Consider the following 25,100-nt stretch of genomic DNA (forward strand, 5'->3'; position numbering starts at 1 on the left):
GAGTGTATGTATGTACGACAAGATTACCCCCCCAACAAAGGGTGAAAAAATTACCTTTAAGAATGGTGAGCCTGTTGTTCCTGATAACCCAATTATCCCCTTTATCCGGGGCGATGGAACGGGTATAGATATCTGGCCTGCTACCGAAAAAGTGATTGATGCAGCGGTAGCAAAGGCATATAACGGTAAGCGCCAAATTAGCTGGTTTAAGGTTTACGCTGGGGATGAAGCTTGCGATTTATACGGCACATATCAGTATTTACCTCAGGATACTCTCACAGCTATTGAAGAATATGGCGTTGCTATTAAAGGCCCTTTGACCACTCCTGTCGGGGGCGGTATTCGGTCTTTAAATGTGGCTCTTAGACAAATTTTTGACTTGTATGCTTGCGTGCGTCCTTGCCGCTACTATGCAGGTACACCTTCACCTCACAAAAATCCCGAAAAGCTAGATGTAATTGTTTATCGGGAAAACACAGAAGATATTTATTTGGGGATTGAGTGGCGACAAGGCAGCGAAATAGGCGATCGCTTAATTAAAATTCTCAATGAAGAATTGATCCCCGCCACCCCAGAACATGGAAAAAAGCAGATCCCCCTCGATGCTGGGATTGGCATCAAACCCATTAGTAAAAAGGGTTCCCAGCGTTTAGTCCGCCGTGCCATCAAACACGCCTTGTTATTGCCCAAAAACAAGCAACAGGTGACTTTGGTGCATAAGGGCAACATCATGAAGTACACCGAAGGTGCTTTCCGTGATTGGGGCTATGAACTAGCAACCACCGAATTTCGCCAAGAAACGGTCACCGAAAGGGAATCTTGGATTTTAAGTAATAAGGAGAAAAACCCCAATCTTTCCTTAGAAGACAACGCCCGTCAAGTTGACCCTGGATTTGATGCCCTAACTCCAGAGAAACAAGCGCAAATTGTCAAGGAAGTTGAAACTGTTCTTAACACAATTTGGGACAGCCACGGCAACGGCAAGTGGAAAGATAAAATCATGGTCAATGACCGGATTGCTGACAGTATTTTTCAACAAATCCAAACCAGACCCGATGAATATTCGATTCTGGCGACCATGAATTTAAACGGCGATTACCTATCCGATGCAGCAGCTGCTATTGTTGGCGGCTTAGGAATGGGGCCAGGGGCAAATATTGGCGATTCCTGCGCCGTCTTTGAAGCAACCCACGGTACCGCCCCCAAACACGCCGGCTTAGATCGGATCAATCCCGGTTCGGTAATCTTGTCTGGGGTGATGATGCTAGAGTTTATGGGTTGGCAAGAAGCCGCAGATCTGATCAAGAAAGGCTTAGGAAGTGCGATCGCCAATCGTCAAGTCACCTACGATTTAGCCCGTTTACTAGAACCACAAGTACAGCCGTTAAAGTGTTCTGAATTTGCCGAAGCAATTATTCAGCATTTTGGGTAATTAGGGATTGGGGACTGGGGACTGGGGATTGGGGATTGGGGACTGGGGACTGGGGATTGGGGAAAAACTATTACTCATTACCCATTACTCATTACTCATTACTCATTACTCATTACCCATTACTCATTACCCATTACTCATTACCCATTACTCATTACCCATTACCCATTACCCATTACCCCATGCCCCATGCCCCATGCCCCATGCCCCATGCCCCATACCCAATTCTCATCCTTTTGCAGCCTGAATCTACGACAATAAAAGCTGTCTAGTAATTTTATTCATTGGCTGCAAAATTTTTTATGAGTATAGATCGACGACATTTCTTGTTTTTAGTTGGTGCGGGTGTGGGTACTTTTGCACTGGAAGCTTGCGCTTTGGCGGAGAAATCTCCCAGTGAAAACCCAAGCAGTCCCGAACCAAAATCCGATACAACTAAAGGGGCAATTCAATTACCGCCTCTACCTTATGCCTATGATGCGCTGGAACCACATATTGATGCTAAAACTATGCAGTTTCATCACGATAAGCATCATGCAGCTTATGTGAAAAACTTGAATGCAGCATTGGAGAAACATCCACAACTTAAAGGCAGAACTGTTGAAGAACTGTTACGTCAACTTGACAAAGTTCCCGCAGATATTCGTAAAACTGTACGCAATAATGGCGGAGGTCATGTCAATCACTCAATGTTTTGGCAAATTATGAAGCCTAAAGGTGGTGGTGAACCTACAGGGGCGATCGCAACTGCTATAAATCAGAATTTCGGTAATTTTGCAGCTTTCAAAAAACAATTTAATGAAGCAGGTGCAGGTCAATTTGGTAGTGGTTGGGTTTGGCTGGTTCGCAATAAAAATGGCAAGTTGGAAGTAACTACTACAGCCAATCAAGACACGCCTTTAAGCCAAGGTAAATACCCGATTTTAGGTAATGATGTTTGGGAACATGCCTATTATCTCAACTACCAAAATCGCCGTGCTGATTATTTAGAAGCTTGGTGGAATGTGGTAAATTGGGATGAAATTAATCAGCGATTTGCTGCCGCTAGTAAGTTCGCTTAGATAAAGGCAACGGGGAGACATGAGAATTACTGAATATCTCCCCGGTTTTACCAATTATGCAACCCAGTTATAATTACTTTCACTGAGAGAAATAGTTTACTTTTTCTAGATTCAAATATTACGTAAAAACTATTAATAAATTTTTATAAAACTATAGTCTCATCATTAGTTTTTTTAGGAAAATAAAAGAACGCTACAGTATTTTTAGTCCTGCATTAATGAAGTGTTTGACAATAACTATTTAGTCAACAATCAATTATTTACTGTCACTAACTGGGAATAATAAATGCTGAAGTCTTAAAAATGCGACAGTATGCTTAACACAGTAGTTAGTATTCCTGGATATCAGATTGCGGCAGAACTCTACAATGGTTCCAGAACTATAGTTTATCGCGCAGTTCGAGAGGCTGACTCTTTGGGTGTAGTCATCAAGCTGCTTAAAAATGCTTATCCCAGTTTTGGCGAAATAGTGCAGTTTCGCAATCAATATACAATCGCCAAAAATCTCAACTACCCCAGTATTATCCAAACCTACAGCTTGGAAGCTTACCAAAATGGCTATGCGTTCGTAATGGAAGACTTTGGGGGGATTTCCCTCAAGGATTTTGCTAGGGTAGAGGCTTTAGGTGGGATTTGTCTAGAGGAATTTTTAAAGATTGCGATCGCACTCTGTGACACCTTAGACATTTTATATCACGAGCGGATTATTCATAAAGATATTAAACCTGCCAATATCCTGATTAACCCAGAAACGCAACAGGTAAAATTAATTGACTTTAGTATTGCATCTTTACTACCAAGAGAAACGCAAACTTTAATTAGTCCCAATGTCTTAGAAGGGACATTAGGTTATATTTCTCCAGAACAAACTGGACGGATGAATCGGGGGATTGACTATCGCACTGATTTTTATTCCTTAGGTGTCAGTTTTTATGAATTACTAACTGGAGAATTACCTTTTACAACGCCAGATGCAATGGAGTTGGTACATTGTCACATTGCGAAAACTGCACCTTTAGCAGATACAATTAACCCAAAAATTCCTCCTGTACTCTCAGAAATTGTGCACAAATTGATGGCGAAAAATGCTGAAAACCGCTATCAGAGTGCATTAGGGCTGAAATTTGATTTAGAAAAATGCTTAATTCAACTGCAGGAAACTGGCAAAATTGAGAGTTTCCCAATTGCACAAAGAGATGTATGCGATCGCTTTATTATTCCTGATAAATTATATGGCAGAGAAAGCGAAGTAGAAAACTTGCTGCAAGCATTTGAGCGTGTTAGTCACGGTACAACAGAAATGATGCTAGTAGCAGGGTTTTCTGGGATTGGCAAAACTGCGGTTGTTAAGGAAGTACATAAACCGATTGTTCGTCAATGCGGTTATTTTATTAAAGGTAAATACGACCAATTTAATCGCAATATTCCTTTTTCTGCATTTGTGCAAGCCTTCCGTGATTTAATGAGACAATTAATTACAGAAAGCGATGCTCAAATTAAAAGTTGGAAAAACAAGATTTTAGCGGCTTTAGGGGAAAATGGTCAGGTAATTATTGAAGTTATTCCCGAATTAGAAAGAATTATTGGACATCAACCACCAGCAACCAAATTACCGGGAACTGCTGCCCAAAACCGCTTTAATTTATTATTTCAGAAATTTGTCCAGGTCTTCACTACTAAAGAACATCCTTTAGTGATGTTTTTAGATGATTTACAATGGGCAGATTCGGCATCACTAAAGTTGATGGAATTACTGATGGGTGAATCGGACGGGGGATACTTATTATTAATTGGTGCTTATCGAGATAATGAAGTTTCCGCCGCCCATCCTTTAATATTTACTTTAGACGAAATTAGCAAAGCTCAAGCTACTATCAATACTATTACCCTGGCAGCTTTGAGCCTCTCTAGTTTAAATCAATTGGTGGCTGACACCTTAAGTTGCTCATCGGAAATTGCCCAGCCATTAACACAATTAATTTATCAAAAAACTCGAGGAAATCCATTTTTTAGCACCCAATTTATCAAAGCACTATATGAAGATGGATTGATTAAATTTAATTGGCATGAGGGAAATTGGCAATGCGACATTGCAGAAGTCAAGGCCTTATCGCTTTCTGATGATGTTGTCGAATTCATGGCATTGCAGTTACAAAAATTGCCTGAAACAACACAGGAAATTCTCAAATTTGCGGCTTGTATTGGTAACTCTTTTGATTTGGTGACATTGGCGATTATTTGGGAAAAATCGGCAACTGAAACTGCTACAGCTTTATGGAAAGCCTTACAAGAAGGGCTAATTTTACCCCAGAGTGAAGTTTATAAATTCTATGTCGGGCGGGAATCGCAGGATGGGGTGAAAGGTTCCGAGATTGTTACCTACAAATTCCTCCACGATCGCGTTCAGCAAGCAGCATACTCATTGATTCCCGAGGAGCAAAAGCAGTATACTCATTTCCGCATTGGTCAATTGTTGTTACAAGGCTTATCCCCCCAGGAACAAGAAGAGCGGATTTTTGACCTGGTGAACCAGCTGAATATGGGAAAAGCTGTGATCACCACAGATGAGCAAAAACAAGAATTGGCTACTCTCAATTTAAAAGCTGGTCAAAAAGCCAAACTTTCAGCCGCTTATCAAGCTGCCCAGGATTATTGCACCCTTGGTATCGCTTTATTATCTGAAAATACTTGGCATCAGAACTATACACTTATGTATAGTTTACATCGTGATGGTTCCGAAGCCACTTATCTTTGTAGTAACTTTGATCAAGCCGAAGCCTTATACAAAGAAGCACTTACCTATGCTCAAACTCCCCTGGATCAAGCGATCATTTATCGCGTGCAAATGACTCAGTACCAACTTCAGGGAAGAAATGCTGAGGCGATCGCTATTCAACGTCAAAGTTTACAGCTGCTTGGGTGGACAATGCCACAAGCACAGGAGAAGATCCAAGCTAGCCTAGATGCAGAAATCGCCACAGTTCAGCAGTTTTTAGAGCAGCATAGCATTGAATCCATGCTTGCAGCTCCTAAAATGCAAGATGCCAACATTGCAGAAATCCTGCGAATTTTACAAATTCTCTTCTATGCGGCATGGCTGGATGGTCAAAGTACCTTAGCATTATTAGCACTCGCCAAAATGACCACACTGTCTTTGCAGTATGGTAACAGCGATATGTCTCCCTTTGGTTATGTCGGTTATGGCTTAATCGCCAATGGCGTACTGAAAGACTGTGCTACAGCTTATCAATTTGGCGAAATGGCGGTACAACTGTGCGAACAGTTTGACAATGCTGATGTGCGCGGTATGACTAACTTTTTGTTTGCAGCTGATGTTCATAGCTGGAGTCGCCCAATTAGAGAAGCGGATCAATACTATAACAACGCCTATAAATATGGCATGGAAGCCGGAAACTGGCTCACAGTCGGCTTTATGATGATGCAGAGTGGTTCCGATCGCCTGACTTACGGAAAGAACTTAGAAGATTTGTATGCGATCGCGCAAAATCACGCCGCTTTTATGGCGCATATCAAAAGCTTAGATAATTTGGATGCTTTAATCGCAGGGGTGATTCAACCAATTCGCAATCTTCTGGGATTAACAAAAACAAGATTTACTTTTGATGATGACAGTTTTAGTGAAGCCCAATATTTGCAAAAATACCAGAATTCTCCTTATAACTTGGCTTGGTTATATTCTGTGAAAATTCGCCATGCTTATTTATTTGATGACCAAATCGCCTATCCTCATTTAATTTTGCAACTCAGCATCATTGAAAATACAATTTCTAGCCATGCTAAAGTTCCTTCTAGCGTTTTTTATGTGGCATTAATGCATTTAGCATTAGCTAAAACTGCTAGTGAATATGCAGTAAAACAACACCACTGGCAAGCACTGATTCCTTTAGAAGAAAAGTTAAATCTTTGGGCAAAAGCTTGTCCTGAAAATATCCTACACAAATCTCTACTAATTCAAGCTGAAAAAGCACGGATCAATCAAGAAAAAACTGAAGCAATTGAACTTTATGAGCAAGCAATTACCCAAGCTCAAGCAAATGAATATGGCTATGAAGAAGCATTAGCCAATGAACTAGCGGCTAAATTTTATTTAGATTGGGGTAAACCAAAAGTTGCCGCAGGCTATATGCAAGAAGCATATTACTGCTATGCCCGTTGGGGTGCAAAAGCCAAAACTGATGACTTAGAAAAACGCTATCCGCAACTACTACAACCCATCCTGCAACAACAAAAATTTGGTTTAAATCCCCTAGAAACTATTGCCACTATTATTAGTACTTCCACATCTTCTTCTAGTTGTACAGCTAAAACTAGTATTTCTGATGTCCTAGATTTAAATTCAGTTTTCAAAGCAGCGCTAGCCATTTCTAGTACTTTAGAATTAGACGAATTGATTGCCCAACTCACTCTAATTATCCTCGAAAACTCTGGGGCAAAAAAATCTGTCATCATACTTCCCCAAGAAAATCAATGGCAAGTCCAGGCGTTCACCTTTATCGATCACAAATCAACTTCCCAAACAGATATAAAAACTGTTCTTGAACCACAACCCTTAGATACTTGTCAACATATTCCCACAAGCCTAATCAATTACGTTAAAAATACTCAAGAAACTGTGGTGATCAATAATTGCCAAACAAATATTCCTGGTTTACTTGGGGAATATATGCTGCAACATCAACCACATAGTGTATTATGTACCCCAATTATCAACCAAGGGCATTTGTTAGGAATTATCTATCTCGAAAATAAGTTAACAACTGGAGTATTTACTAACGAACGCCTACAAGTAATCAAACTACTTTCCTCCCAAGCTGCAATATCAATTGAAAATGCGCGGCTTTATCAACAAGCACAGCAAGCATTACAAGATTTACAACAGGCACAATTACAAATTGTTCAAAGTGAGAAAATGTCAGCTTTGGGTAATTTAGTCGCTGGTGTCGCTCACGAAATGAATAATCCTTTGGGCTTTATTGCTGCTAGTTTGGCACAAGCAAAACCCACTTTAAATGATATTGTTAACCACTTAAATTTATATCAGGAAAACTTTACTGAGCCAGGTGCAGAAATTCTGAATCATGCTGAGGATATTGATTTGGAATATAGCTTAGAAGACTTGCCAAAAATGATGACATCAATGATGTTGGCGTGCGACAGGTTAAAAAATATCAGCACTAGTTTAAGAACATTCTCCCGTGCTGATAAAGATTACAAAGTACCATTTAATATTCATGAAGGCATAGATAGCACGATTTTAATTCTCAAACATCGCCTGAAAGCTAACGAACAACGTCCTGCGATTGAAGTAATCACTAACTACGGTAATTTACCCCAAGTTGAATGTTTTCCTGGGCAATTAAATCAGGTATTTATGAATATCCTGGCTAATGCTATTGATGCCTTGGAGGAGTTCAATCAGGGGCGAAAATTTACAGAAATTACAGCCAATCCCAACCTAATTACAATTACCACCTCAATTGTAGATAAAAAAGTGAAAATTGCGATCGCAGATAACGGTAAAGGTATGACTACATCCGTAAAAGACAAGATTTTTGACCATTTATTTACCACCAAAGCAGTTGGTAAAGGTACCGGATTAGGATTAGCTATCGCGCGTCAGATTGTCGAAGAAACCCACGGTGGAAAGTTGAAATGTGAGTCAGCTTTAGGAGAAGGAGCAGAATTTATTATTGAACTACCTGTGTAGATTTGAACTTCAAAATTACAAATAACTTCAGATATTTGGGAATACTAGATTTAGAAATTACTAGAATTAGGGCAATATAGTGAGCAATCTTGTCAATATTCCCGGATATCGCATTAGTGAAGAACTCTACAATGGTTCGAGAACACTGGTTTATCGCGCAGTTAGAGACAGTGATTCACTATCAGTAGTGATCAAAATACTGAAAAATCCTTATCCCAGCTTTAGCGAATTGTTGTTATTTCGCAATCAGTATACCATTGGCAAAAATCTCGACTCACCTCTAATTATTCAAACCTATAGCCTCGAATCATTCCAAAATGGCTATATGTTAGTCATGGAAGACTTTGGGGGGATTTCCCTCAAGGATTATTTCACTAAAAATCAAAATGTCACACCTCTAGAGGAATTTTTAGTGATCGCGATCGCACTCTGTGACATCCTAGACTTACTCTACCATGAGCGGATCATTCATAAAGATATCAAACCTAGCAATATCTTAATTAATCCCGAAACTAAACAAGTTAAATTAATCGACTTTAGTATTGCATCATTATTACCCAGAGAAACCCAAACATTAGTCAATCCCAATGTTTTAGAAGGGACACTGGCTTATATCTCTCCCGAACAGACAGGGAGAATGAATCGGGGGATTGATTATCGCACAGATTTTTATTCCCTGGGTGTAACTTTTTATGAATTACTCACAGATGAGTTACCATTCCAGTCTGATGAGGCGATGGAATTGGTACATTCTCATCTTGCGAAAATTCCCCTATTCATACATGAAATTAATCCAGATATCCCCTCAGTTATCTCAGAAATTGTCAGTAAGTTGATGGCGAAAAATTCTGAAGACAGATATCAGAGTGCATTGGGATTAAAATTTGACTTAGAAAAATGTTTAACTCAGCTAAAGGAAACTGGTGAAATTCAAAGCTTTGAAATTGCTACTAGGGATTTGTGCGATCGCTTCATTATTCCTGATAAACTCTATGGCAGAGAAGCAGAGGTTGTAACTTTACTACAAGCATTCGAGAGAGTCAGCCAAGGCACAACAGAAATGATGCTAGTAGCTGGGTTTTCGGGAATTGGAAAAACAGCCGTTATCAACGAAGTCCATAAACCAATCCTCAGACAACGTGGCTATTTTATTAAAGGCAAATATGACCAATTTCAACGGAATATTCCCTTCAGTGCCTTTGTGCAAGCATTTCGCGATTTAATGGGGCAATTACTCTCAGAATCTGATCATCAAATCAACAATTGGAAAAGCAGAATTCTGGCAGTTGTGGGTGAAAATGGGCAAGTTTTAATTGATGTAATTCCCGAATTGGAAAGTATTATTGGCGCACAACCACCAGTTATAGAGCTATCGGGGACTGCTGCCGAAAATAGATTTAATTTACTCTTGCAAAAGTTTGTACAAATTTTCACTAATCAAGAACATCCCTTAGTCATATTTTTAGATGATTTGCAATGGGCAGATGCCGCATCTCTGAAATTGTTACAACTGTTAATGCAAGATACAAAATATTTGTTTCTCTTGGGTGCATATCGAGATAATGAAGTATCACCAACTCACCCATTCATCCTGGCGGTAAATGAGCTAAAAAAAACTGAAGCAGTCATCAATCAAATCATCCTCCAAGCATTAAGCGACATCAACCTCAATCAGTTAGTCGCAGATACACTAAATTGTGAATCATTACTTGCCCGACCTTTGACAACATTAATTTATCAAAAAACTAAAGGTAATCCTTTTTTTGCTACCCAATTTCTTAAAGCATTAAATAATGAACAACTAATCAATTTTGATTTAGTATCTCGCCATTGGCAGTGTGATATTGCTCAAATCAAAGCTTTAGCAATTACCGATGATGTAGTGGAATTTATGTCCCTCCAACTGCAGAAATTCCCCCAGCTAACTCAAAATATTCTCAAGCTAGCAGCTTGCATAGGGGCGCAGTTTGATTTACAGACATTGGCGATTATTTCTGAACAAACAGCAGAAGTCACAGCAGCAGATTTATGGAAAGCATTGCAAGCGGGACTGATTATTCCGAGTACAGAAATTTATAAATTCTTTGTTCAATCTGAAGATATATCTAGTGATTATGCAGCAGCTAATCCAGTTTATCGCTTTTTACATGACCGCGTTCAACAAGCAGCTTATTTCCTGATTTCTGATGACCAAAAGCAAGTGGCTCACCTGAAAATAGGACAGTTACTTCTGCAAATTTCTGCTGAAATAGAACGAGAAGAAAAACTGTTTGATATTGTGGGGCATTTGAATCAAGGACAAGCATTAATTCATCAACCACAGGAACGAGAAGCCTTAGCAAAACTCAACTTAAAAGCTGGGAATAAAGCTCGAAATTCTACTGCATACACCGCCGCTAGAGAGTATTTTCAGACAGGAATTGAGTTATTAGAGATTAATTGTTGGCAAAGTCAGTATAAATTAGCTTTGAATTTGTATATAGCAGCAACAGAAGCCAGTTATTTGAATGGTGATTTCGATGCTATGGAACAACTTGCTTTCTTGGTGTTACAGCAGGCCCAGAGCATTGTTGACAAAGTTAAAATCTACGAAATTCAAATTGCCGCACTCACAGCTAGTAGCCAAATATTAGCAGCGATCGCAGTGGGTAGAGAAGCTCTCGCCCAATTGGGAGTCGAATTACCCACCCAAGTAGATGAAACTCAGATTGGGAAAGCCTTTCAAACACTAAATCAGCAACTTAGCGGCCGAGAAATTGCTTCCCTGATTGACTTACCTCCGATGAGTGAACCTCAAACTCAAGCTGCAATGCAGATATTAAGTATGTTGTTCCCACCAGTGTTACTGGGAATGCCTGGTTTAATGCCCATTCTCGGTACGACGATGGTACGCTTATCCCTGGAGTTTGGTAATACTCCCACCTCAATCCCTGGCTATGCAATTCATGGGATGGTGATGTGTGCCTTTTTTGGCGAAGTTGAAATTGGTTATGAGTTTGGTAAATTAGCTCTCTCATTACTGGAAAAATTGAATGCTCAGAGAATGAAGTGCATCGTTCTCACCTTGTTTGCGCCTTTCATCCATCATCGCCGACAAGCACTATCAAAAACCCGACTCATCCTGAAAGAAGGCTATGTGGCGGGGATGGAGACTGGTGATTTTTTCTACGCTGGCTACATCATACTAAGTTATGCTACTACCCTATTGTTCTCTGGTGTAGAACTGAATGCTGTAGCTGCTGAATTATCTGCTTATAATGCTGGTCTCGTTCAGGTAAAACAAGATTCGGCGCGAACTTATTTGGCGATGGTACAGCAAACAGTAGAGCAATTGCGAGAACCTGTCAGCCAACCTGATTGCTTAACTGGCATTTTCTACAATGAGACAGCAATGTTTCCCAAGCACACACAAGATCAGGATCTGGCTGCATTTGCCTGTGCTTATATCTATAAACTGCTACTTGCCTATTCTTTTGGCAATTATCACGCTGCTCTCGACTATATTACCCAAGGTCAGTCCTGTTTAATGGCATTGTCAGGATTAATTATTGTTCCCATTTTCCATTTGTATGCAGCCCTCACCCATTTAGCAGTTATTTCCACAGCGCCAGAGGAACTACTCGCCCAAGTCGAAAACCATCAACAAATTCTCTACCAGTGGGCGCAAAATGCCCCCATGAATCATTTGCATAAATGGCATTTAATAGAAGCAGAAAAGTGTCGAGTTTGTGGTGATAAAGTAGCCGCCATAGAAAATTATCAACAAGCAATTACCCTAGCTAAAACCAACCAATTCCTCAACGAAGAAGCCTTAGCTAACGAATTGGCAGCCAAATTTTATCTTGATTGGGACAAAGAAAAAATTGCTCAAACCTACATGATGGAGGCTTATTACTGTTATTCCCGTTGGGGTGCAAAAGCCAAAATCATCGATTTAGAACGCCGTTATCCCCAATTACTGCTACCAATTTTGCACAAACAACAACCAACTTTTAAACCAACAGAAACAATCCTTTCTATCTCCTCTCACACAATTCAAAGTTCCTCCCTGAGCAATACTAGCATCTCACAAGCCCTCGATTTAGCAACTATTCTCAAAGCCTTTCAATCACTTTCCCGCGAAATTGAGTTAGAGAAATTACTCTCAACCTTACTTCAAGTAATTTTGGAAAATGCTGGAGCCGATAAATGTGCATTACTGATGCCAAAAGGTGATTGTTGGGTAATTGAAGCATTATCTCAATTGCAACAAAGAGCCATAATTTTACAATCTCTACCCTGTGAAGAAATCGTATCTGTTAGCTTAATTAATCGAGTTAAAAATACTCTGGTTGCGGCTGTTGTGGAAAATGCCGTAGTCGAGCCAACTTTGCTGGCTGATCCTTATATTTTGCACCATGCACCCAAGAGTATTTTCTGTGCGCCAATTCTTAATCAGGGCAAATTGATGGGCATTTTATACTTAGAAAATAATTTAACATTGGGAGCATTTACCAGCGATCGCATTGAAATACTCAACTTACTCTGCACCCAAGCGGCAATTTCTCTAGAGAATGCCAAACTGTATCATCAATTAGAGGATTATTCCCACAATCTTGAACAAAAAGTAGCAGAACGCACCCAGGAATTAACAACAAAAGCTACTCAGATAGAATCAACACTCAATCAACTTTACTCAACTCAAGCCCAACTAATTCAAGCTGAGAAAATGTCCAGTTTAGGACAATTAGTTGCGGGAATTGCCCATGAAATTAATAATCCGATTAATTTCATCTATGGCAACTTAGTAGCAGCAAATGAATATGTCACATCCTTAATTGAATTAAATGATTTATACCAGTTAATGTATCCGCAAACACTGCCAGAAATTGCCCAAAAAATTGCAGATATTGACCTAGAATTTATCTTAGATGATTTACCTAATCTCCTATCTTCGATGAAAGTGGGAGCAGAACGTATTCGTCAAATAGTGCTGTCCCTACGAAATTTTTCTCGCTTGGATGAATCAGAAATCAAAGAAGTAGACATTCACTCTGGTCTTGAAAGTACGTTGTTAATTTTGCAGCATCGACTTCAAAGTAATAGTAAACGTCCAGAAATTATACTCAGGAAACAATATGGAGTATTACCTTTAGTTAATTGTTATGCTTCGGCTCTCAACCAAGTGTTTATGAATATCATCAATAATGCCATTGATGCCTTAGAAACATCAGATAACAATCGCCAACCAACTATTATAATTAAAACCGAATTAACTGAAAACAAAAATGTAATTATTCGGATTGCCGATAACGGTATAGGAATGAGTCAGTCGGTGCAAAATCAGATATTTAATCCATTTTTTACGACAAAACCAGTAGGTAGCGGTACTGGCTTAGGGCTGTCAACTAGCTATTCAATTGTCGTAGAAAAACATCGAGGTAAGTTAAGTTGCATTTCCGCACTAGGAGAAGGTACTGAATTTATCATTAAAATTCCTGTGTAAATTCTAGCTTGACCTTACAGATAAATTCAGCTATCTGGGAATACTAGATTGAGAAATCATTAGGATGAGCGCAATATGGTTAGCAATCTTGTCAGTATTCCCGGATATCGCATTAGTGAAGAACTCTACAATGGTTCGAGAACGCTGGTTTATCGTGCAGTTAGAGAAACTGACTCAGTACCAGTAGTTATTAAACTACTGAAAAATCCTTATCCCAGTTTTAGCGAACTGTTATTATTTCGCAATCAATACACCATCGGCAAAAATCTTAACTCACCTCTGATTATCCAAACCTATAGCCTTGACGCAATCAATAATGGCTATATGTTAATCATGGAGGATTTTGGCGGTATTTCTCTCAAGGAATATTTCAGCAAAAATCAGAGTTTCATATCTGTTGAGGAATTTTTAGCAATCGCGATCGCCCTCTGCGACATTCTCAACTTACTCTACCATGAGAGAATTATTCATAAAGATATCAAACCCAGCAATATCTTAATTAATCCTGAGACTAAACAAGTTAAGTTAATCGACTTTAGCATTGCATCATTATTACCCAGAGAAACCCAAACCCTAGTTAACCCCAATGTTTTAGAAGGTACACTCGCTTATATATCTCCAGAACAGACAGGGAGAATGAATCGAGGAATTGATTATCGCACAGATTTTTATTCCCTGGGTGTAACTTTCTATGAATTACTCACAGGTGAGTTACCATTCTCATCTAATGATGCGATGGAATTGGTGCATTCTCATATTGCTAAAATGCCCCCATTAATACATGAAATGAATCCAGATATCCCATCGGTTATCTTAGAAATCATCAGGAAATTAATGGCGAAAAATGCTGAAGATAGGTATCAGAGTGCATTGGGATTGAAATTAGATTTAGAAAAATGTCTAACTCAGTTAAGAGAAACTGGTGAAATTTCAAGCTTTGAAATTGCTAGTCGGGATGTGTGCGATCGCTTCATCATCCCAGATAAACTTTACGGTAGAGAAGCCGAAGTTCAAACCCTACTAGAAGCATTTGAGCGAGTCAGTCAAGGCACAACAGAAATGATGCTGGTGGCTGGGTTTTCAGGAATTGGGAAAACTGCGGTTGTCAATGAAGTGCATAAACCCATAGTCAGACAACGCGGTTATTTTATTAAGGGCAAATTCGACCAATTTAATCGCAATATTCCCTTCAGTGCCTTTGTGCAAGCCTTTCGAGATTTAATAGGGCAATTATTGACCGAAAGTGATACCCAATTACAACAGTGGAAAACGCAGATTTCAGCAGCACTGGGAGAAAATGCCCAAGTGATTGTCGAACTGATTCCTGAATTGGAACAGATTATTGGCGCACAACCCCCAGCAGCAGAATTATCAGGAACCGCCGCCCAAAATCGGTTTAATTTGTTGTTTCAAAGGTTCATTCAAGTCTTTACCACCCCTTTACATCCGTTGGTGATGTTTGTGGATGATTTGCAATGGGCAGATTCTGCTTCCTTGAATTTGATTCAGGTGTTAATGTCTGAGTCGCAAACGGGTTGTTTATTACTGTTAGGCGCGTATCGGGATAATGAGGTATTTGCCGCCCATCCCTTGATATTGAGCCTGAATGAGATGGAGAAAACCGGGGCAAAAATCGACACCATCACCCTACAACCCCTGAATTTCAGCAGTCTCAATCATTTGATTGCCGATACCCTTCATGCTCCCACATCTGTAGTGCAACCACTGACAGAACTGGTGATACAGAAAACTCAGGGAAATCCCTTCTTTGCCACTCAGTTCCTCAAGGCATTACATCAAGATCAGTTAATTACCTTTGACTGGGGTGCAGGGCATTGGCAATGTGATATTGTGCAAGTGCGAGATGCAGCGTTGACCGATGATGTGGTCGAATTGATGGCGCAGCAATTGCAAAAGCTACCACCAGCCACCCAAGAGATATTAAAACTGGCGGCTTGTATTGGCGCAAATTTTGATTTAATCACCCTGGCGATTGTTTCCCAGCAATCCCAAACAGAAGTCGCAACAACATTGTGGAAAGCATTACAGGAAGGGTTGATTCTGCCCCAAAGCGATTTGTACAAATTTTATTTGTCGGAAACTCAAGCAACGCAGGATACCTCACAAGCAACCCTACAATACAAGTTTCTACACGATCGCGTCCAACAAGCCGCCTATTCCCTAATTCCCAATGACCAAAAACAGACAACCCATGTCAAAATCGGTCGTTTACTGTGGGAAAATACCCCAGAAGCAGAAATAGAGGAACAGGTTTTTGCGATCGCGAATCAATTAAATATTGGCATTGAACAATTCCATGAACCTACAGAACGCCATCAACTATCCCGCTTAAATTTCATCGCCGGGAAAAAAGCCAAAGCCTCAACCGCATACAATGCTGCATTGGCTTACCTAAAAATCAGTATTGAGTTACTCCCTCTCAACCCTTGGCAATCTAACTATGATTTCACCTTAAGCTTATATAACGAAGCTACCGAAGCCAGTTATCTCAGTGGCGAACTGGACTTAATGGAAAACTTTGCCCAGGAAGTTTTACAACAAGCTAAAGCAATCATTGATACAGCCAAAGTCTACGAAATCAAAATTGAATCCTACACAATCCAAAGTCAGTTCTTGGCAGCTATTGATACAGCCATGCAATTTTTGCAGCCGATTGGCATTGAGTTTCCCTCAGAACCGACAGATCTAGATTTTTTTCTGGGTTTACAGGAAATTCAAGCTCTCCTCAGTGATAAAACAGTAGCTGAGTTAGCTGATTTACCAGAAATGCAGCAACCGGAATTACGCACTGCCTTACGTGTCTTAGTTAAAGTAGATACCCCTGCTTATCTAGGAAAACCGCTACTCCACCGCTTGCTAGTGCCGAAGGAACTGTCTCTATCCATCAAATACGGCAACACCTCCGCTAGTTCCTTTGTTTACTCAGGGTATGGACTGATGCTGAGTGGTCAGTCAAACAGTATCCTCCCAGGTTATGAATTTGGTCAGTTAGCTTTGCAACTGCTTTCCAAGTTTTCAGATAGTGAATATGAAGCGAGAGTCCTGGTGGTTGTTCATGGTTTTATCACCCACTGGAAAGAACCTCTCACCGCTACCCTCAAGCCGCTACTGCAAGCTTATGCCAGAGGTTTAGAGATTGGAGACTTAGCTTTTGCCTGCCACGGTGCATCTGTTTATTGCTACCACGCTTATGTTGCTGGTCAAGAATTAACTACACTAGCGAATGAGTTGGCGATTTATGGTGCAGCTTTAGCTAAAATTCACAAACAAGCCACACTAAATTATCACAATATTTATCACCAAATAGTCTTGAATTTAATCGAGCCAACAACTACACCTTGGGAATTAGTTGGTACAGCCTACGATGAAAATTCAATGCTGCTATTAAATGGGCAAGCTAGAGATCCTAATAGTTTATGGCATTTTTGTGTCAATAAATTGATGCTTTGCTATCTGTTTCAAGTCCTAGATTTGGCAGTGGAATATGCGATTAAAGCTAAACAATGTCAATCTTCCGGTTTAGGATATGCAATGACTAATATTTCATTGCTCAACTTTTATGATTCTTTAGTGCAACTTGCTTTATATCCTACCGCATCATCCACAGAACAACAGCAGATTTTACAGCAGGTAGCAGAAAATCAACAAATCATGCAACAGTGGGCAAATTATGCACCCATGAATCAGTTGCATCGATTCTATTTAGTGGAGGCAGAAAAACATCAAGTTTTAGGTGATAAAACTACAGCAATAGAATTTTACGACCGAGCGATTTCTTGTGCCAAAGCCAATGGCTACATCCAAGAAGAAGCCCTGGCTAACGAACTAGCTGCTAAATTCTATCTCAACTGGGAGAAAGAGAAAGTTGCCGCAGGCTATATGCAAGAAGCATATTATTGTTATGCCCGTTGGGGAGCAAAAGCCAAAGTCGTTGACTTAGAAACCCGTTATCCCCAATTACTTTCACCCATATTACAACCAAGCCGTTCTGTTCTTTCTACTAACGAAACTATTTTTCCTTTGGGGAATGTGACATCTAGCAGTGCTGCTACATCCAGTAGTACCAGTATCTCAGATACCTTAGATTTAAAAGCAATTCTCAAAGCATCTCAAGCTATCTCTGGTGAAATCGAACTAGACAAACTACTTTTATCCTTACTTTCCATCATCATCGAAAATGCTGGGGCTGATAAATGCGTGTTAATGCTCCTGCAAGACAATCATCTGCTAATTCAAGGCGCAATTACCCAAGGAACAAAACCCGTTGTGTTGCAAAGTCTTGCAATTGAAGACAGCCAAGACATTCCCCACAAGTTAATATACAAAGTCAAGCACAATCAACAAACTTTGGTATTGCTGGATGCAACCACAGATACCACCTTAGCCAACGATCCTTATATTATCCGTCAGCAGCCTCAAAGTATTTTGTGCAGCCCGATTTTACATCAAGGTAAATTACTGGGCATTTTATATCTGGAAAATAGTTTAGCAAAGGGAGCGTTTACCAGCGATCGCGTGGAACTACTCAACCTCATCTGCGCCCAAGCCGCCATTTCCCTAGAAAATGCCCAACTTTATCAACGTTCTCAGCAATATGCCCAAGAATTAGAACAAGCACTACATAATTTACAACAAGCCCAATTACAAATCGTCCAAAGTGAAAAAATGTCTGCCTTGGGTAACTTAGTCGCTGGTGTCGCTCACGAAATGAATAATCCTTTAGGATTTATTGCTGCTAGTCTCCAACAAGCTAAACCCACACTTACTGATATTGTTGAACATTTGCAACTCTATCAAGCAACTTTCAGCGATAAAACTGAAGAAATCCTCGACCACGAGGCAGAAATTGATTTGGAATATAGCTTAGAAGACTTACCCAAAATGCTCGATTCCATGACAATGGCTTGCGATCGGCTCAAAAACATTAGCACTTCTCTACGGACTTTTTCCCGTGCTGATAGAGACTATAAAGTACCATTTAATCTTCACGAAGGCATTGATAGTACCATCTTAATTCTCAAACATCGTCTCAAAGCCAACGAACAACGTCCCGCAATTGAAGTAATCACTAACTACGGTGATTTACCCCTAGTTGAATGTTTTCCTGGGCAATTAAATCAGGTATTTATGAATATCTTAGCTAATGCAATTGACGCTTTAGATGAGTCAAACAACGGCCGGAGTTTTCAGGATATTCAAACCAATCCTAACCGCATTACCCTCACAACTTCTAGGGATAATAATCTTGTAAAAATTACTATTGCTGATAATGGTAAAGGTATGAGCGAAGAGGTAAAACACAAAATCTTTGACCATTTATTTACTACCAAAGCTGTAGGAAAAGGTACAGGTTTAGGCTTGGCTATCGCTCAACAAATCGTGGAAGAAACCCACGGTGGTAAGTTGAATTGCCAATCTATCCTCGGTAAAGGTACTGAATTTATCATTGAAATACCAGTGTAAATTCTAGCTTGACCTTACAGATAAATTCAGCTATCTGGGAATACTAGATTGAGAAATCATTAGGATGAACGCAATATGGTTAGCACTCTTGTCAGTATTCCCGGATATCGCATTAGTGAAGAACTCTACAATGGTTCGAGAACAATAGTTTATCGCGCAGTTCGAGAAACTGACTCAGCACCAGTAGTCATTAAACTGCTGAAAAATCCTTATCCCAGTTTTAGCGAACTGTTGTTATTTCGCAACCAATACACCATTGGCAAAAATCTCAAATCCCCCCTAATTATCCAAACCTATAGCCTGGAAGCAATCAATAATGGCTATATGTTAATTATGGAAGACTTTGGGGGAATTTCTCTCAAGGATTATTTTACAAAAAATCAGCGTGTCACATCTAGAGAGGAGTTTTTAGTTTTAGCGATCGCACTCTGCGACACCTTAGACTTACTCTATCATGAGCGGATTATCCACAAAGATATTAAACCCAGCAATATCTTAATTAATCCTGAAACTAAACAAGTTAAATTAATCGATTTTAGTATTGCTTCCCTATTACCCAGAGAAACCCAAACCCTAGTTAATCCCAATGTCTTGGAAGGAACACTGGCTTATATATCTCCAGAGCAAACAGGGAGAATGAATCGAGGAATTGATTATCGCACAGATTTTTATTCTTTGGGTGTAACATTTTTTGAATTACTGACAGGAGAATTACCATTTGCATCTAATGATGCGATGGAATTGGTACATTCTCATCTTGCTAAAAATCCCCCATTAATACATGAAATTAATCCAGATATCTCTTCGGTTATTTCAGAAGTCGTTAATAAACTGATGGCGAAAAATGCCGAAGATAGGTATCAGAGTGCATTAGGATTGAAATTTGATTTAGAAAAATGTTTAACTCAGGTAAAAGAAACTGGCGAAATTCAAAGCTTTGAAATTGCTAGTCGAGATGTGTGCGATCGCTTCATCATTCCTGATACACTTTATGGACGAGACAAAGAAGTTCAAACCCTACTAAAAGCATTTGATAGAGTTAGCCTTGGCACAACAGAAATGATGCTTGTTGCTGGGTTTTCTGGAATTGGAAAAACAGCCGTTGTCAACGAAGTGCATAAACCAATTGTCAGACAACGCGGCTATTTTATTAAAGGTAAATATGACCAATTTCAACGGAATATTCCCTTCAGTGCCTTTGTGCAAGCATTTCGCGATTTAATGGGGCAATTGTTAACAGAAAGTGATGTGCAAGTTCAAATATGGAAACATAAAATATTAGAGGCTGTTGGGGAAAATGGACAAGTCATTATTGACGTTATACCCGAATTAGACAACATTATTGGCAAACAACCACCAGCTACAGAACTATCAGGAACAGCCGCACAAAATCGCTTTAATTTATTATTTCAAAAATTCACTCAAATTTTTACAACTAAAGAACATCCCTTAGTCATATTTTTAGATGATTTGCAATGGGCTGATTCTGCTTCATTAAAGTTAATGCAGCTATTAACGGCTGATACAGGTCATCTTTTCATTATTGGAGCTTATCGTGATAACGAAGTCACCCCTGGACATTCATTATTGATGACCTTGAGTGATATCCAAAAGACACAAGCCACAATTAACAAGATTACTTTAGCACCTCTGAGTCAAGGAAAAGTAAATAAATTAGTGGCTGATACACTCAAATGCTCAGAAGATTTGGCATGGAATCTTTCTAAATTAATCTATCAAAAAACTTTAGGCAATCCATTTTTTACTACCCATTTTCTGAAGGCATTATACCAGGAAAATATCATTTACTTTGATTTTGAATTGGGCTGTTGGCAATGTGATATTTCCCAAGTGGCAATCCAAGCAGTCACAGATAATGTTGTGGCTTTTATGAGTTCGCAATTGCAAAAATTACCGCCATCAACTCAACAGGTATTGCAGTTAGCTGCTTGTATTGGTAACTCTTTTGATTTAGCCACTTTAGCAATTGTTGCCGAACAATCCGAAATTGAAACAGCAGCTTGTTTATGGAAAGCATTACAAGAAGGTTTGATTGTACCAATTGGTGATGTTTATAAGTTTTATGTTGGGCAAGAAACTCAAGTATCTACTTCAGAAAAGCAACAAACTGTTAATTACAAATTTTTACATGACCGAGTCCAACAAGCGGCTTATTCTCTAATTCCTGATGACCAAAAACAGGTAACTCATCTACAAATTGGACGATTACTTCAGCAACGATTGTTAGAACATGAGCAAGAAGAAAGACTATTTGATATTGTTGGTCATCTAAATCAAGGTTTGGGATTGATCACTCAACCAAACGATCGCCAAACCCTAGCCCAATTAAACTTTCAAGCAGGGGTAAAAGCTAAAACTGCTACTGCTTATAGTGCCGCTACCGAGTATTTCCAAACGGCGATCGCCCTTTTAGAGTCCAACTGCTGGCAAACACAATATGAATTAGCCCTAAATTTGTATGTAGCAGCTGCCGAAGCCAGTTATTTGAATGGTGACTTTGAAAGCATGGAACACCAGGCTGCACTAGTATTGCAGCAGGCGCAGACGATTTTTGACAAAGTAAAGATTTTTGAAATTCAAATCGCCGCCCAAACAGCTCGCGGCCAGATGTTAGAAGCGATCGCCATCGCCAGAGACGCACTAAAAGAATTTGGCATAGACTTACCCACACAAGCAGACGAAACTCAGATTGGCAAAGCCTTACAAGACTTGCAAGCCCAACTCAACGGTAGGGAAATTGCTTCACTCATAGACTTACCCATAATGAGTGAACCCAAAGCGATCGCCGCAATGCAATTGTTGAAAATTTTGTTTGCACCCATATTGGTTGGCAATCCGAGTCTATTACCCCTGCTGAGTGCAACAATGGTACGCTTATCGCTGCAATTTGGTAATAATCCCGCCTCAATCATAGGATATGTAACTCATGGCATGATGTTATGTTCTTTTTTTAACGAGGTGGAAACTGGCTACGAGTTTGGTTATTTAGCTATCTCCTTACAGGAAAGATTCAACAACCAAGCGATAAAGGGCTTTGTTGCTGGTATTTTTGGCGGTTTTATCCAACATCGCCAACAATCGCTGTTAGCAACGCTATTGACCATGAAAGAAGCCTATACAGGTTGTATGGAAACTGGCAATTTTCTCTATGCTGGCTATGATATGCAGGGTTATGCCTATATGGCACTGTTCGCTAATGTAAACTTAGATACTTTGTCTGCCGAATTACCTGCTTTCAGTCTGTTTTTGACCCAAGTGAAACAAGATGCGACTTGTATTCTAGTAAACTTAGTGCGTCAAGTATTGGAGAATTTGCAAGAAACAGTCAGTCAACCCGATAGCTTAATTGGCACTTTTTACGATGAAACACTAATGTGGCCGAAGCATCAGCAAGACAACGATCTTGTGCCTATCGCTTTTGCATATATCTACAAACTGATGCTTGCTTACTGGTTTAGCAATTATCAGGCTGCCCTTGACTATATTCACCAAATCCAGCCCTATTTTATGGCAGCAGCCGGATCTGTGCATATTGCCATTTTCCACTTTTATGCTGCCCTCACACATCTAGCACTTTTACCCAGTCAGTCGCCAACCGATTCAGCAGACATTCTAGTTGAGATGCAAAGCCATCAAACTATTCTGCATCAATGGGCGCAACAAGCCCCCATGAATCACCTGCATAAATGGTATTTAGTAGAGGCTGAACGTCATCGGGTTTTGGGTGAAAAAATCGCAGCAACTGAATGTTATGACAAGGCAATTTCTGGGGCGAAAGCTAACAAATACATACAAGAAGAAGCACTAGCTAACGAACTAGCTGCAAAATTCTATCTTGATTGGGGCAAACAGCGTATAGCTCAAGAATACATGATTGAAGCCTACTATTGTTATGCTCGTTGGGGAGCAAAAACCAAAGTCGCCGATTTAGAAAAACGCTATCCCCAATTACTCGCCCCCATATTACAACAAAACCGTTCGCCTTTTTCCACTAACGAAACTATTTTACCCTTGGGGACTTTCACAAAAAGCAGTGCTTCAGCCTCTAGCAGCAGTGTCTCCGATACTCTAGATTTAAAAGCAATTCTCCAAGCATTTCAGACAATTTCTGGTGAAATCAAACTAGAAAAACTGCTTGTATCGTTACTTTCCATCATCATCGAAAATGCTGGCGCAGATAAATGCGTGTTAATGCTGTTGCAAGACAATCATCTATTAATTCAAGGTGCAATTACCCAAGGAACAAAACCAGTCTTGTTGCAAAGTCTTTCTATTGAAGATAGCGAAGATATTCCCCACAAGCTAATTTACAAAGTCAAGCATAGTCAACAAACTGTTGTTTTATTGGATGCAACCGCAGATATCAGCTTAACTCACGACCCCTATATTATCCGTCAACAGCCTCAAAGTATCTTGTGCAGCCCGATTTTGCATCAAGGTAAGTTGTTGGGCATTTTATATCTAGAAAATAATTTAGCACAGGGGGCGTTTACGAGCGAACGCATCGAACTACTCAACCTCATCTGCGCTCAAGCCGCCATTTCCCTAGAAAATGCCCAACTTTATCAACGTTCTCAGGAATCTGCTCAAGAATTAAAGCGATCGCTCCATGAGTTACAAACTGCCCAATCCCGCTTCCATAATCTAGTAGATAACGTTCCTGGGGTGGTGTATCAATTCCTGATGGCTACCGATGGTTCGGTGTCAATGTCATACATGAGTAGTGACTGTTATAACCTCTATGAAATCAGTGTTGAGGAAGCGATCGCCAATGTGCAGATCCTCATAGATATGGGACATCCAGAAGATATTGAATCTTATTATCAGTCGGTTGCAGATTCAATTCAAACCTTAACTCCCTGGCTGTGGGAGGGAAGAATTATTACACCTTCTGGAATTATTAAATGGATTCACGGAGAAGCAAGAATAGAAAAACTGGTTGATGGCACATTAATTTGGGATGGACTGTTGTTGGATATTAGCGAGCGTAAACAAGCTGAACTGGCTTTGCAACAAGCCCAATTACAAATCATTCAAAGTGAAAAAATGTCTGCCTTGGGTAACTTAGTTGCTGGTGTCGCCCATGAAATGAATAATCCTTTAGGTTTTATTTCTGCCAGTCTTAAACAAGCTAAACCCACACTTACTGATATTGTTGAACATTTGAAAATCTATCAAGCAACTTTAAGCGATAAAACTGAAGAAATCCTCGACCACGAGTCAGAAATTGATTTGGATTATACCATAGAAGACTTGCCCAAAATGCTCGATTCCATGACAATGGCTTGCGATAGATTAAAAAATATCAGCACTTCTCTACGCACTTTCTCCCGTGCTGATAGAGATTACAAAGTACCATTTAATATTCATGAAGGCATTGATAGCACAATCTTAATTCTCAAACATCGTCTCAAGGCTAACGAACAACGTCCAGCGATTGAAATAATCACTAACTACGGTAATTTACCCCAAATAGAATGTTTCCCTGGGCAATTAAATCAGGTATTTATGAATATTCTAGCTAATGCAATTGATGCATTAGAAGAATCAAACAACGTCCGGAGTTTTGCAGAAATCAAAGCTCATCCCAACTGTATTAACGTAACAACTTCTAGGGAGAACCATCTTATCAAAATTGCTATTGCAGATAATGGTAAGGGCATGAGCGAAGAGGTAAAACAAAAAATATTTGACCATTTATTTACTACCAAAGCTGTCGGTAAAGGCACAGGTTTAGGTTTGGCTATAGCTAAACAAATTGTTGAAGAAACCCACGGTGGAAAATTGTCTTGCCAATCTATTATTGGTGAAGGCACTGAATTTATCATTAATATGCCGTATAAATTGTAGCTCTACTTATCCATCTGGGAATACTAGATTGAGAAAATA

At 39.7% G+C, this 25,100-nt stretch carries 7 protein-coding genes; all 7 read left to right on the plus strand.

The genetic code is table 11. The features are described 5' to 3' along the window. Positions 1 to 10 precede the first annotated feature (10 nt). The 7 genes from HG267_RS17360 (at position 11) to HG267_RS17390 (ending at position 25,061) form a co-directional block, all read left to right on the plus strand. On the plus strand, positions 11 to 1,432 hold the full coding sequence (locus tag HG267_RS17360; protein ID WP_045869978.1) for an NADP-dependent isocitrate dehydrogenase: 1,422 nt from the start codon (positions 11 to 13) through the stop codon (positions 1,430 to 1,432). A 7-nt stretch (positions 1,433 to 1,439) separates the two neighbouring features. After that, positions 1,440 to 1,679: a hypothetical protein gene (locus HG267_RS17365; protein WP_155539179.1), complete on the plus strand. Its 240-nt coding sequence runs from the start codon at positions 1,440 to 1,442 to the stop codon at positions 1,677 to 1,679. A 55-nt stretch (positions 1,680 to 1,734) separates the two neighbouring features. After that, positions 1,735 to 2,493: a superoxide dismutase gene (locus tag HG267_RS17370; protein ID WP_045869977.1), complete on the plus strand. Its 759-nt coding sequence runs from the start codon at positions 1,735 to 1,737 to the stop codon at positions 2,491 to 2,493. Between the two features lie 313 nt (positions 2,494 to 2,806). Beyond that, entirely contained in the window at positions 2,807 to 8,221 is a 5,415-nt protein-coding gene (locus HG267_RS17375) for an ATP-binding sensor histidine kinase (protein ID WP_045869976.1), read from the plus strand. Positions 8,222 to 8,297: 76 nt separating this feature from the next. Beyond that, entirely contained in the window at positions 8,298 to 13,706 is a 5,409-nt protein-coding gene (locus tag HG267_RS17380; RefSeq protein WP_045869975.1) for an ATP-binding sensor histidine kinase, read from the plus strand. Positions 13,707 to 13,781: 75 nt separating this feature from the next. Next, a complete protein-coding gene (locus HG267_RS17385) occupies positions 13,782 to 19,190 on the plus strand; it encodes an ATP-binding sensor histidine kinase (RefSeq protein WP_045869974.1) in 5,409 nt (1,802 codons plus the stop codon). 75 nt (positions 19,191 to 19,265) lie between these two features. Continuing rightward, a complete protein-coding gene (locus HG267_RS17390) occupies positions 19,266 to 25,061 on the plus strand; it encodes an ATP-binding sensor histidine kinase (RefSeq protein ID WP_045869973.1) in 5,796 nt (1,931 codons plus the stop codon). Positions 25,062 to 25,100 lie beyond the last annotated feature (39 nt).

The sequence above is a fragment of the Tolypothrix sp. PCC 7601 genome, assembly GCF_025677855.1.
Classification (GTDB): domain Bacteria; phylum Cyanobacteriota; class Cyanobacteriia; order Cyanobacteriales; family Nostocaceae; genus Aulosira; species Aulosira diplosiphon.

Coding starts and splice junctions, on each gene's coding strand:
- HG267_RS17390 (WP_045869973.1), top strand. CDS start 19,266: ATGGTTAGCACTCTTGTCAGTATTCCCGGATATCGCATTAGTGAAGAA.
- HG267_RS17370 (WP_045869977.1), top strand. CDS start 1,735: ATGAGTATAGATCGACGACATTTCTTGTTTTTAGTTGGTGCGGGTGTG.
- HG267_RS17375 (WP_045869976.1), top strand. CDS start 2,807: ATGCTTAACACAGTAGTTAGTATTCCTGGATATCAGATTGCGGCAGAA.
- HG267_RS17385 (WP_045869974.1), top strand. CDS start 13,782: ATGGTTAGCAATCTTGTCAGTATTCCCGGATATCGCATTAGTGAAGAA.
- HG267_RS17360 (WP_045869978.1), top strand. CDS start 11: ATGTACGACAAGATTACCCCCCCAACAAAGGGTGAAAAAATTACCTTT.